This window comes from Paenibacillus sp. FSL F4-0122 (assembly GCF_038002845.1).
Classification (GTDB): Bacteria; Bacillota; Bacilli; order Paenibacillales; family Paenibacillaceae; genus Paenibacillus_AQ; species Paenibacillus_AQ odorifer.
The window spans coordinates 26,170-37,074 of record NZ_JBBODI010000002.1 but is presented as its reverse complement, the minus strand read 5'-3'; the positions used below and the strand labels follow the sequence as shown (position 1 = coordinate 37,074).

18 protein-coding genes are annotated in these 10,905 nt (G+C 44.1%); 1 reads left to right on the top strand and 17 read right to left on the bottom strand.

All coding sequences use genetic code 11. The features are described from left to right. Window positions 1-323: 323 nt before the first annotated feature. Window positions 324-665: a DUF4236 domain-containing protein gene (locus tag MHH49_RS31290; protein WP_036689210.1), complete on the top strand. Its 342-nt coding sequence runs from the start codon at window positions 324-326 to the stop codon at window positions 663-665. 80 nt (window positions 666-745) lie between these two features. Here MHH49_RS31290 and MHH49_RS31090 read toward each other — a convergent pair whose 3' ends face one another. The 17 genes from MHH49_RS31090 to MHH49_RS31010 all read right to left on the bottom strand — a co-directional run bounded on the left by MHH49_RS31090 (window position 746) and on the right by MHH49_RS31010 (window position 10,905). Further along, the gene (locus MHH49_RS31090) at window positions 746-1,054 is read right to left on the bottom strand and encodes a hypothetical protein (RefSeq protein WP_036689207.1); all 309 of its coding nucleotides are present in this window, start codon (window positions 1,052-1,054) and stop codon (window positions 746-748) included. Between the two features lie 83 nt (window positions 1,055-1,137). Beyond that, the gene (locus MHH49_RS31085; RefSeq protein WP_036689206.1) at window positions 1,138-1,353 is read right to left on the bottom strand and encodes a helix-turn-helix domain-containing protein; all 216 of its coding nucleotides are present in this window, start codon (window positions 1,351-1,353) and stop codon (window positions 1,138-1,140) included. 655 nt (window positions 1,354-2,008) lie between these two features. Next, window positions 2,009-2,722 (bottom strand): N-acetylmuramoyl-L-alanine amidase, encoded by a 714-nt coding sequence (locus tag MHH49_RS31080; protein ID WP_036689204.1) that lies wholly within the window; start codon window positions 2,720-2,722, stop codon window positions 2,009-2,011. Further along, a complete protein-coding gene (locus MHH49_RS31075) occupies window positions 2,722-2,988 on the bottom strand; it encodes a phage holin family protein (protein ID WP_036689199.1) in 267 nt (88 codons plus the stop codon). Before MHH49_RS31075 ends, MHH49_RS31080 begins: the two co-directional genes overlap by 1 nt. Window positions 2,989-3,011: 23 nt before the next feature. Beyond that, window positions 3,012-3,233, bottom strand: coding sequence for a BhlA/UviB family holin-like peptide (locus MHH49_RS31070; protein WP_051491604.1), 222 nt, complete (start codon window positions 3,231-3,233; stop codon window positions 3,012-3,014). A gap of 55 nt (window positions 3,234-3,288) precedes the next feature. Then, window positions 3,289-3,420: an XkdX family protein gene (locus MHH49_RS31065; protein ID WP_081383790.1), complete on the bottom strand. Its 132-nt coding sequence runs from the start codon at window positions 3,418-3,420 to the stop codon at window positions 3,289-3,291. Then, complete coding sequence (locus MHH49_RS31060) at window positions 3,421-3,906, bottom strand: XkdW family protein (RefSeq protein WP_341138816.1); 486 nt, start codon at window positions 3,904-3,906, stop codon at window positions 3,421-3,423. Between the two features lie 16 nt (window positions 3,907-3,922). After that, window positions 3,923-5,524 carry a hypothetical protein gene (locus tag MHH49_RS31055; protein ID WP_341138815.1) on the bottom strand — a complete coding sequence of 534 codons (1,602 nt, stop codon included), beginning with the start codon at window positions 5,522-5,524 and terminating at the stop codon, window positions 3,923-3,925. A 10-nt stretch (window positions 5,525-5,534) separates the two neighbouring features. After that, window positions 5,535-6,152 carry a putative phage tail protein gene (locus MHH49_RS31050; protein WP_036681213.1) on the bottom strand — a complete coding sequence of 206 codons (618 nt, stop codon included), beginning with the start codon at window positions 6,150-6,152 and terminating at the stop codon, window positions 5,535-5,537. 3 nt (window positions 6,153-6,155) lie between these two features. Further along, on the bottom strand, window positions 6,156-6,494 hold the full coding sequence (locus MHH49_RS31045; protein WP_076179106.1) for a hyaluronate lyase N-terminal domain-containing protein: 339 nt from the start codon (window positions 6,492-6,494) through the stop codon (window positions 6,156-6,158). Window positions 6,495-6,505: 11 nt separating this feature from the next. Continuing rightward, window positions 6,506-7,528, bottom strand: a complete 1,023-nt coding sequence (locus tag MHH49_RS31040) for a DUF2793 domain-containing protein (RefSeq protein WP_036681212.1) — start codon at window positions 7,526-7,528, stop codon at window positions 6,506-6,508. Between the two features lies 1 nt (window position 7,529). Continuing rightward, entirely contained in the window at window positions 7,530-7,943 is a 414-nt protein-coding gene (locus MHH49_RS31035; protein WP_036681209.1) for a hypothetical protein, read from the bottom strand. A gap of 1 nt (window position 7,944) precedes the next feature. Then, on the bottom strand, window positions 7,945-9,042 hold the full coding sequence (locus MHH49_RS31030; protein WP_051491179.1) for a baseplate J/gp47 family protein: 1,098 nt from the start codon (window positions 9,040-9,042) through the stop codon (window positions 7,945-7,947). Then, the gene (locus tag MHH49_RS31025) at window positions 9,035-9,397 is read right to left on the bottom strand and encodes a DUF2634 domain-containing protein (protein WP_036681207.1); all 363 of its coding nucleotides are present in this window, start codon (window positions 9,395-9,397) and stop codon (window positions 9,035-9,037) included. The genes MHH49_RS31030 and MHH49_RS31025 overlap by 8 nt, the downstream gene beginning before the upstream one ends. Continuing rightward, window positions 9,385-9,798: a Gp138 family membrane-puncturing spike protein gene (locus MHH49_RS31020; protein ID WP_036681206.1), complete on the bottom strand. Its 414-nt coding sequence runs from the start codon at window positions 9,796-9,798 to the stop codon at window positions 9,385-9,387. The genes MHH49_RS31025 and MHH49_RS31020 overlap by 13 nt, the downstream gene beginning before the upstream one ends. Further along, window positions 9,795-10,589 (bottom strand): phage protein, encoded by a 795-nt coding sequence (locus MHH49_RS31015; RefSeq protein WP_036681204.1) that lies wholly within the window; start codon window positions 10,587-10,589, stop codon window positions 9,795-9,797. Before MHH49_RS31015 ends, MHH49_RS31020 begins: the two co-directional genes overlap by 4 nt. Continuing rightward, window positions 10,579-10,905, bottom strand: coding sequence for a phage baseplate plug family protein (locus MHH49_RS31010; RefSeq protein ID WP_036681202.1), 327 nt, complete (start codon window positions 10,903-10,905; stop codon window positions 10,579-10,581). Before MHH49_RS31010 ends, MHH49_RS31015 begins: the two co-directional genes overlap by 11 nt.

Here is a 10,905-nt window from a genome sequence, read left to right as displayed (position 1 = left end):
CTTCCTACCCCTTTCAAGACTTACGAGAACTTTTTTTCGCCTTTAACATCGGTATATATAATGACATCTGAGAATTATTCCTTTTATTATCTTTTCTATCCTTTTCCGATTCCGTTATTTTTTACGTTACTTTTTTTTATGAAAACAAATATTATCCCGTCGATTAAAAATGGTCGATGGGATTTTTATTAGTTATGGAAGTCGGCTTAAATAGACTTGTCCCCTTTATTTTTATACAAACCACTAATAAATGATAACTTATATATCATCATTCAATAATATATTATACACTAGGAATAAATTTCCTTGTTGGAGTGATTAATATGGGATCGTTCAGATTTAGAAAGTCTATAAATCTTGGTGGCGGAGTAAAGCTGAATGTAGGTAAAAAAGGCGTTGGGATCAGCGCCGGTGTAAAAGGTGCAAGAGTAAGCGCCGGTCCGAGTGGGAAAAGGGCTACAGTATCCCTTCCTGGAACCGGGCTTTCATACTCTAAAAAAATTGGTGGAGGGAAATCGTCACATTCTAGTCGTAGTAACCCGACACTAAATGTGGATGAAATGACATCAAAACAAATTGAAAACCGAAAAAAGAATCTTACTATATTTAAGTTTATTGGTATTGCCTTTGCTCTATTGATTGTGATTCTTATCATCTTTACATAACTAAACCCCGCCAATCAAAAGGCGGGGTTTTTAAATTCGTAAGCGTTTGGGAATTTACTATGTATTAGTTCCTGCACTTCTTAATACTTAGTCCAATATTCGATGTTGCCCCCATCCATACCCCACTGTATTTCATGTGACGTTGAACGATGCCTTTTAAACCGAGAATCTGGACGTTCCCAACCCTCGATTATAATCGCTGTCTCAGGCGGCATGTTTGGGTTCCATTCGATATAGTTTTCTTGTATCAATTCAAGTAAAGCCGCTTTAATTGGTACTGGCATTCGTCCGCTTAGACGTTCCAGTTCAGGCAGACTCGGCATATGAGCATGATGATTCGCTGAGTGAGTCATGATCATGAGCAGTTTCCGTGCTGTGTCACTGAGCATTGTTTCCCCTCCAAACAAGAACATTTGTTTGTATTATAACCAAACATACGTTCTTAAATCAATGCAAAAAAAAGGAGCCACGGTTATTCTCCGGGTTCCTCCACGTATTCAATCAATTGATCGATATGTTTTAACTTGAAATATTTCATGAGCGTTTCTAAGTGTTCAGGCGGCCAATGTTTAGCTGTGTTTTTCTCCATATCACTTAGAGTGTTCCAGCGTATACCAGTTGCTTCGCTTAATTGACGTACACTCAGATCTTCTAATTCTCTTAGTTGTTTAATTTTCAATCTCAGCATTATTTCTCACCTCAACTAGAATATACACTATTACAATAAATAGTTCAACGTTTTTCGTTGACATTCAACGAATTTCGTTGTATAATAAAGATATAAAGGAGGTGAACAAGGCACATGAAAGATTGGGTTACGCTCCTTACAGCAATCATTCAACTCATTACCGCAACGCTGCTGCTAAAGGACAAAAAGAAAGGAACCAAAAAACGCCGCGGACCACGCAAACGTAAATAGGTTCCCGGAGAGTAAGGGTTGCACCCCTTGCTCTCCACCCAATCATAACATAAACGGTTTGAACGATACAATTAGTCGGCGGGCATATACAGGAGGAAAAAAGGAAATGGCAAGATTAGCTATAGTTCTCTGGAGTTTTGGTGGATCAAATGAAATTTGGGTGACTGAGGAAGAACTTTTTGATCTTGAACAGTCACCGTCAGTTTCGAAGATTTTCTTTAAGTAACGGGGGGCTGCGGCCCCTCTAAAGGAGGAATAAATTATGTTGAACGTGATTACCTGGATAGTAATTGTGGCTGCATTGGTCCTCTCGATTGCAGCACTAATTAAAGCCAGTGGACTCCGTTAATCTTTATAATAAAAAAAGCCCCACTGACCTTATGTAGGTTAGTGAGGCTTTTTCATATCTCTAATCGTTAGATATTTACTTTTTGGTAGTGATAGTAGCCGTTTTAGTTTCATTATCAAAAGATACTACTGCACCCAACGCCTTGCCGATGGCTGCCAATGGTACGTAAGTACGCCCCTCGATCAGAAAACTACCTTCATTCAGTTTTTCCCCATTTACTACAGTGCTAGCCCTATCTACTCTCACGTCTTCCGCCTCCTTAGTTTTTAGAGCAGTATACAACCGACTCCATGGAAATTTCGCACCGGGACAATAAGGCTTTCTCACCGGATCAATTTGAAAATGACCTATCACATGTTTCTCGTCCAAGATGATAGCTTTACCATAGAGCCTTTTTACTTCATCACTAATAAATTTATGTAGCCATACGGAGGCAGCAAACTGTGCCTCTGTCAAACTACCATCCATACCCTCATGCTCGATACTGATAGTGTACTTATTAGGATTCGTTGGTGATTGTTCCTTGACGATTGCCGCCTTGGCTTTAGGAATTGAATCGACTGTGATTCCGTTACACCAAGCCATTTTTGTTATATCAACGTATTGGTGGATCTCCCCCAATTTAGAAACGCCAAAATGAGCGCTACTAACTAAATTACCAGAAGATTGAAACCAACTATCCATAGAACTCATCGTACCGCCACTTATATGATTTACAATAGCAATCGGTATATGACCACCTCGACCGCTACAATTTGTGTGCTTATTTCCCTTCTGAAAGATTTGCATTACTCATCAACCCCCTTTTTTGCCTGCTTAAGCAACTGATTACCATATACAGCCACAGCTCCGCACAAGATGCCTTGTACAAAACTATCTACATTAAAGCCAAGAGTAAGACATACAATGATGATCGCGGCCAATGTAACCAGATAAATGATTGTCCAATCTGGTACTCTCGGAGTTTGTTTTAAGCAAAAGCCAATCACCCAACATACAGCAACAATAAGTAATAATTCCGGTTTAATAAAATTCGCAACTACATTCCATTCCATATCAATTCATCCTCTCAATAATATTAATTTCTGTGTGGAAATCGCTCTTTCATTTCACGCAGCTCCACGATGATTACATCGTATTTTTCAGAAAACTTACCTAGTAGATCCTGCAATCGTCCTTCCCTCTCTTTATTCGCGCGCATTACGTAGATCAGCAGCCAAACGAACAACACCGCGAATGGACCTTGCGTTAAAAAATATTTAAGTACATCCATTTCTGTCACGATTGCCCCTCCCCCCATCTATCTCCCCAAAATGAAAGCCCCCGGAGATCCGAGGGCAAAATAAAAACGCCTACTATTCGGCGTTGGTTGTAATCTCTTCTGCTTGTTTAGCTGTTATCTTTTTGGCGGTAACAAATACCTGTAACTGCTCCCCCGTATACAACCCTGCGTCAAAGTATCGCTTAACCAGTGCGTACCAGTTCATTTACAACACACCTCCTTCCACGAGGCTCAGGAGTAAGGCTGCCTGATCTTGTTCAGCTTGATCTTGCCTAGCCTGCGTTTGCACTAGCTCTAGTAATAAAGCTGCGTTATCAGCGCGTAGTTGCTCGGTTTCCGTCAGCTCTGGCGGCTTATTAGCTTCGGCTTCCAGGTAGGCTGTCCATGCTGCTTGAAGCTCGGTATCTGTGGGCTGCGGATCGTCCAGATTCCACATTGTAATATGTGGACCTCTCTCAACTAGGTCGTAATCCTCGCCCTCGGTAAGCAGATTATAGTCGATGCCGTAACAGTAGTGTATTCCCTCAACGGGCTGCTCTCCTTTTTCTGGCGGCTTGATTTCATACCGTACTCGTCCTTTTTCTTCGGCTCCTTCACGTAATTCTGGTTCGGGTCCTTTATCCTGCACCATGAAATCCCGCATTGGGTCAGCGTCCGGGTATAGATACATAATTGCTTGTGATATATTCACGGTCATGCCTCCCTTTTTAAGCTAATTGTGTAATAGTGAAGCTAGTTAAGTAACTACCAGCATGGGTTGATACAGAATTGGTCGGAAATGCATACAATTCTACATATGAACCCGCAGGAACATACACAGAGCCGGAGCCATATACACTAATACCGCCTACTGTGCCCGCTGGAGTAAAAGAACCGACATCTAACTCCCTAACGCCGTTGATATAAATCATCAAGTTTACAGTTGTTCCTACTGGGACAGAGACAATACCAATGCCACCAGTAATTAAGTACCAACCACTCTTTTTAACAGTGAATCTATTTAACGTGGCATTAAACTCATTTGAATAGTCTTGGTGCTGAGTATTAAAGGCTAATCTCGTAGCAACGCCTGCTCCAAGTGTTTGCGAAGCAGACATTGAAGCCCTACCGGCACTGCGGCTTGTTAGTGTATTATCTCCCCATGGGTTAATAACACCACCACCGTCAAATATCGTTCCCCCCGCCGATGTCTCATTAATCCCCGCCGGTTTACTTCCGGTAAGCGTCACTTTTCCGCCAGATCCGGCGTTAGCTGCATCGTAGTTGCCTGTTCCCGAGTTGGAGTCTGAAATGATTTCTCCATTGATTACAGCCTGCATGGCTGCGGTTCTATTAGAGATAACACTTGCATTAATGAAGACTTTTGATGAATGCACTTGAATTCCTAGCTGACCAGTTGCTGAACCTACTATATTCAGATACTGCAAAATCACATTTGCGCACCCCTCCACGTAGAGTGCTGTGGTTGTTGTGCTTGTAATGTTGAATCCCTTGACAGTTATCTGTATTGGGTTTCTGTACACCGTGAAGATATTAACGCTACGGCTTGTACTGGCTGCGGCATCCCCGGAAACAGTAATATAGCCAGAGCCGCTGAATCCCGCAATTATTACTTGCTCTGGATAAGTGCCCGCGCCAACATTTATAACCACCGCATGATTAACAATTTTCGGAATCATACTGACTGCCTTGCTGATTGTCTTAAATGCCCCGCCAGCCGTATTCGCCAGCCCCGTATTCCCGTCATTACCATCTGTACGGACATAGTAGGTGATGTCTGCTGTTGTTTGTTGCGGTGTAGTAGCTAAATTGGGTTTACTGTTCCAGTTAGACTTTTCTATATCAGTCGCAAATCTATGAGTAGCATCCTCAGTAATTATAGTTGCTGGATGATTTGCTGGATGAACATAGTTATTTGCTCCTGTGGCGATTCCGTCGAGCTTTATTTTGTCAGTTGCCCGCATCAACCCGTCACTTTGCGGTGCTGCTGAAACAAGAGTATTCGGTGCTTTTCCATTCCATGCTACCTTTTCAGCATCAGTTACAAATCGATTACTTGCATCTTGCGCGATTATAGATGGTGGATGAGTTGCCGGGTGAGTATAGTTCGTTGCTCCTGTAGCGATGCCCGCCAGCTTTGTTTTCTCGGCTGCTGTGTAATCATTGGTAGATAACTGTTTACCTGTGACCTTATCAACCTTGTTATTAATAGCAGTATCTATTATGTCAGCATTATAGTTGAGATCGTCAATATCAACCAAATCTGTGCCTTCTGGCTTTTTCAGACCTAAATTGCCTGTATTTTTCATTTCCTCTCTCCTATCCGTAGGTTCTTAATTCATTCCATGTTTTGTTTGCAGCTGAGGACCATAGCAGAGATTTAACCGACTCCCAAAACGTATAGGTGTAGGCAAATTCATAAGCCAAATGAGCAGGTTTGATCTCTTCAAGAATCTGAATCAGACCAGTCATGTTGGGCGGTATGCCCAAAACACCGATAAAGCGAACGATAAATTTATACTCATTTGGAACCTCTTCTACTGATACATCACCGCCAGAAAATGCGGAGGCTGTCCGTTGAATCATTTGGGGAGTGGTTGTCCCTATTCCTCGCAACTTTGCCTTAATCATTTCCCTTCTGGTATCGAATGATTTAGAGGTGTCAACGGATAAACCTAGCTCTTGCTCCCAACGGCTCAGGCTCCATGTGGACATATCTACAATGTTTTGCGCCCTTATGTCCTCCGTTCGATTATTGAGAATTGCAATTTGTTCTGCCAGGATGTCCAGTAGCTTTTTGAGATTTCCGTTCTGAGATTTATGATAAATATCAGGTAAGGATTTACTTATATCAGGAATCGGAACGACCGAAGGATCTGAATCTTCCGACTGTTCAGAAAATAGTAATGTGCCATAATGAGATTCTCCATAGGCCATACACTATACCCCCTTAATCTGGTTCCACGTTACCGGACCCTTACTCATATATTCGCTGTGTGTATGCACCGATGGGGGATATGTTGCCGGCTTGCCTGAAACACCAGACCATGGAACAGTATCAGCATTGGCAGCATAGTCCACTTTACCGTCATTGTTTGTATCATAGATACTTTTAAGCATATCCCCTGAGCTTTGAGCAGCCACCAGTAAGACATTACCGGTAGTCCCACCAATATATAACTTGCTTGTATCAGTACAATAGCCAAGCTCGCCGACAGCTAGTGTGCCGATAGCACTTTCTAGACCTCGTCGGATCTGAATCATTACTTTTCTAGCCATTGCCTCACCTCCTAGAACGTACCGCCATCAATCGTAGCCACCGTAAGTTTATTGCCATTAGCTGTATCGTAGACGATGCTGGAACTATCAATATTAGCCTCGATCCCGGTCGCGTTAACAACAATGCCTTTGCCTGCCTTGGCTGCAACGGTTGTAGAATCCACAACAACCCCGTTCCCGGCTCCAACCGTCAATGTAACGCTGTCAGACTGCCCGCCACCGGTTAGACCGTTACCCGCTGTAATTGTCTGTAAGGCGCCACCTGTCCGAACCCAAGCCGTACCGTTCCAACTATAGATTTTTTGTTCATCGTCAACGTAAGCAGTCCAACCGACAGCAGGCATATAGTAAGCCCAGGCTCCAGACTGATACTCTGCTATCTGGTTTGTCTTACCTGCCCATGCCCCTGTCGCTGATGCTGGAATAATATAACGGTCGGCTTCTACGGGACTTGCCGGCGGGGCAGTTAAATGCTGATCTTTAACTGACGCCTGCGGCTCGATGTTATGCTTGGCTAACTCAATCTCATTCTTGATTTTTTGGGCAGACCATAAGTCCGTAATAGCAATCCCACTATCATTAATGACTCGGTGTTTAATTGCATCATCAATATGATTTTTGATTTCAGCAGCAGTTTTAGTATTTGTGCCATCTGACACCTTATTGATATGACCCGCACTGACATCAGCCTTTAATACCTTTGCATAAGTAGCACCATCCGCTATATTATCAAGCGACCCCGTTAAATCACTGAGTGCTTGAGCATTCACACGCCTCCAAGTGGTCCCATCATCAAAGTAAAGATATCCGCTATTGGCTCCGCTCGTGACATAAAACAGACGTCCGACCGATGCGGCCACCGGACGCGAAGCCTCTGCACCTGATAAAGCTCTACCAACCATTGAGTTCGTTGTACCGTCTCCGATATATATTTCTTTTGTGTCTGTACAAAAGCCCATTTCGCCAATGAGTAATGCACCGTAAGTGCTAAGTTGAGCTTTGGTACCACGTTTTATTTGTATCGTCTGTGCCATCTTATACCCCTCTCGTAAATGAACCGCCGTCTATAAGTCCACTCGATTTATACCGCTCTACCTCTGTTTGTGTGGCTGTTACTGCACTTTGTAGCGCATTAATATCATCAGCCTCTACCGTATCACCTGGTGTTTCGTAAGTTACGTAAACTTCAGACAAAGAGGTAAAAATCTTGATTAACCGGCGCCATGGCGTAGCATCAGGGAATGATATACTATAGTTTTTTATTTCTTCTCCTGTAAACCGTGAACCGGCAAATACCCGGATCGTTTGGTTATTGATGTTGTCGTGCCGTAGTGGACCATCATAGACACCGCCTACAATCGACAGACGTTCCTCGATCACGTAACTCTTCCCAGTTTGATTCTTATTCAGCTTATCGTTAAAAACATCAATGTCGTTTGGATAGGACATATCACACCCCCAGATTTACAGTACCAAGAAGTGGCACTTCTTCATCAGTCAGTGCAATATTTGCTCCGCTGCCGTTCAAAGTCAGAGATGAATAATCAAGCACCCCATCCGTTCCAAGCAGCAGCGCACCAAGCACTGCCTGACTGACATAGGAAACTTCGAACGCAGCTTTCTTTCGCCAGTCCTCAACCTTAAGCCGAAACGCTTCGATGACATCTTGTAGTGCATAACCTGAAACTAGAGCAACCTTAGCAGCAATGTTAATCGTTTTAGCAACGGCGGCGGCAACTGTTACCACAGCACCAATAGGCGCTTGCCCCTCTCCTAGCCCGGGGTCCGGGTCAATATAAGCCTGAACCTCGGCGACCAAGTTAGCAGAGGCGGGCAATTTTTCAGCATCTGCGATAATAACCTTTACTGTTTTAGGACCTGCCCACAGCGGAAACACTCTTGCCGCCCCCACACCTGGAACTTCCCGGCTCCAGCGAAGATAGTCCGCTTTATTGCCACTCGTACCAGGATTTTGCTTCCGTTGCAAAATGCGTTCCCGAAAAGCTAAATCAGTCTCGCGGTCCCGTCCATCCTTGGTAGGTGTGACATTGGTAATGCTGAACACATCTGGATTAGGGTTGATAATGACAGTTATTTTGTGAGCTGCTACATTACCAGCTGCCCCCATTTCCATCGCCATAATTTCAACTATCCCGTTTCCAGTTGCAGAGAGCGTGAGATCCTCCATGGTCTCAAAACGCACCCCGGAATCTGTAGCACCCAAAAATCCAGCCTGCAACACATAACCCGGTGTACCCATTACTGTTAACTGTCCACTTGCAAATTCTTCACTATAAATAGACAACCCATCATTACCCCCAAGTTTATAAAGGTTTGCCCCCGTGGAGGCGTTGAGAGAGGCTGAGTTGTAGACATCCTCTAATCTTTCATCTTCCTTGCCTAGATGCCAAGCGAACAAGCGCAGGATCATTCCAAGTGGTGAATTTTCTGAGGTGTCCACCTCGTCGCCAAACGCTGATTTTGCTTTATCAGTCATTTCGTCCAAAAAGTCTACAAAGCGTAGACGCTTAAATCCTTGTTCATCCACCGATCTCCACCCCCTCAGCCGTTATGACTTGACCATCTTTCGAAGTCGCAACAAATGAAATCACTAGACTCCGATTGGCACGGTCGATCTCTATATCAATGGATTCCACTGTTTGCACCCGAGGTTCTTGCAGAAGCCCTGACATGATTTCATCTCGCATTTCATCCTCAGATACACCTTTGCCTAGAAATTTAGAATGATCAATGCCTAGTTCTGGGTTAAGAAACCATTCGCCCTTGTTTATGCCCAGGATAATCCGGCAGGATTGAGCGATTTCATCCTGACCCGAAACCATTTGTAGTTGTCCAGATTTCAGCTCAATATCACCGGTATCGTCAATTTTTAAAGTGAACACGGCATCACCCCCACAATTACGGCATCCATACGACTATGCCGCCTGACAGAGTCTGGCGCAGCCACGCGACCAGTTAGTGTTTTTCTAATCTCAGCATCTGCGCAAACGACAAAGACAGTGTCTCCCGGTTCCAGTGCTGGGCGCATGATCGTTTCAAACTCCCGGAGACCGTTACCGATATCCAATTCAAATTTAAATTTCTGCCCGCTAACGGGTACGGACATGATTTGAGCAGGAGCAGCGGCGGACAGTTTGAGCAAAGGCTGCACGGAGGCTGTAAGCGTCACAGGGTCAAAGGTTATTACCTTGCACGGCAAAGCCACGTTGATATTGTCAGCTTGCTTTGCTCCATGCCCGCCCAGCATACGGGCCAGCGCTCCAGCTGGGTCTGTCTTATTCACATAATCGCCTCCACTTCTGTGATAAAGTCGCCGGTATTCGAAAACCTATGACTACCGCTGCGGACATGTAACTTGCCTGACCACTCACGACAGGTTAAGTTAATGACCGATGCTGTGGTTAAACGGCGCTGTAGTTGCGCCTGTATCTTAAAGCCCTGGATGCCGTTGTCTTCAAAATACTCCGGGCTGCCGATCAAACCGGTATCTGGTGACAAGGCAAAGACTCCGTCAGCACCGCTGCGGAGATTTCGAACATATAACTTACTCTGATTAATAAAACATGAAGTTCCGCAATCTTTACAAACCTCTGTAATGATATCCGTTACCTTTCCTTTTGCCGTATACCCATCTTGATATCTGTAATCTTGATTAAGTGTCATTTGTGCCACCGGCAAGCCAATGTATCCTGCCATTTGCTTAATGATCGCACTGGCAAGGGTGCCTTTAGCAAAGGCAATCTCTGTAACCTCGCGTTTGCTCAGGTCTTCGCTGTCTAGGACATTAATGGTAGTGATCTTGTCCACGCCCTCCCACTTGGTTCTGACCGATGAAATACGACCATGTAGGATAAGTCCAATATCTCCACTGTAGCCTGCATTAACCATGATTACAGCGTTACGCTTGATGTTATTAATGGTGGTCTGTGCCAGATTCCACAACCGCAACTCTGACTCATTCGGTAGCGCGTCATTGTCAAAAGGCACAGATCCTTCCATCGTGTATTTATCAAGCATGAATTTCATATTGGCAGTCATAATCTCCGCAACCCGCCCGAAATTTCTACTCGCCATTATCCTCATCCTCATCCATAACATACAAAAAGACGCTTGTCTCAAGCGTCTCCCAAGATACTGCTGTGCTATTTCCCGATTCATCCCAGGGTACGATAAGCAACTTGGGGAATCGGTTATCCTGAACGTCATAAAAAAGTGGTAAACCATAGATAAGCTTTTCGCCAAATACTAGTTGTTCGCCACCACCTTCAAGATCCACAGTGAAGAAATCATAATCCGAATTATAATGAACTTCGAAAGTAAAAATTTCATCAGCGATGGATATATCAAACCGATATGGAATGTTTTCCTTCTCGATCTCGATAATCTTCAT

Coding starts and splice junctions, on each gene's coding strand:
- MHH49_RS31070 (WP_051491604.1), bottom strand. CDS start 3,233: ATGGGGGGAGGGGCAATCGTGACAGAAATGGATGTACTTAAATATTTT.
- MHH49_RS31035 (WP_036681209.1), bottom strand. CDS start 7,943: ATGTCCTATCCAAACGACATTGATGTTTTTAACGATAAGCTGAATAAG.
- MHH49_RS31045 (WP_076179106.1), bottom strand. CDS start 6,494: ATGGCTAGAAAAGTAATGATTCAGATCCGACGAGGTCTAGAAAGTGCT.
- MHH49_RS31065 (WP_081383790.1), bottom strand. CDS start 3,420: ATGAACTGGTACGCACTGGTTAAGCGATACTTTGACGCAGGGTTGTAT.
- MHH49_RS31290 (WP_036689210.1), top strand. CDS start 324: ATGGGATCGTTCAGATTTAGAAAGTCTATAAATCTTGGTGGCGGAGTA.
- MHH49_RS31090 (WP_036689207.1), bottom strand. CDS start 1,054: ATGCTCAGTGACACAGCACGGAAACTGCTCATGATCATGACTCACTCA.
- MHH49_RS31050 (WP_036681213.1), bottom strand. CDS start 6,152: ATGGCCTATGGAGAATCTCATTATGGCACATTACTATTTTCTGAACAG.
- MHH49_RS31080 (WP_036689204.1), bottom strand. CDS start 2,722: ATGCAAATCTTTCAGAAGGGAAATAAGCACACAAATTGTAGCGGTCGA.
- MHH49_RS31015 (WP_036681204.1), bottom strand. CDS start 10,589: ATGGCGAGTAGAAATTTCGGGCGGGTTGCGGAGATTATGACTGCCAAT.
- MHH49_RS31040 (WP_036681212.1), bottom strand. CDS start 7,528: ATGGCACAGACGATACAAATAAAACGTGGTACCAAAGCTCAACTTAGC.
- MHH49_RS31055 (WP_341138815.1), bottom strand. CDS start 5,524: ATGAAAAATACAGGCAATTTAGGTCTGAAAAAGCCAGAAGGCACAGAT.
- MHH49_RS31010 (WP_036681202.1), bottom strand. CDS start 10,905: ATGAAGATTATCGAGATCGAGAAGGAAAACATTCCATATCGGTTTGAT.
- MHH49_RS31085 (WP_036689206.1), bottom strand. CDS start 1,353: ATGCTGAGATTGAAAATTAAACAACTAAGAGAATTAGAAGATCTGAGT.
- MHH49_RS31075 (WP_036689199.1), bottom strand. CDS start 2,988: ATGGAATGGAATGTAGTTGCGAATTTTATTAAACCGGAATTATTACTT.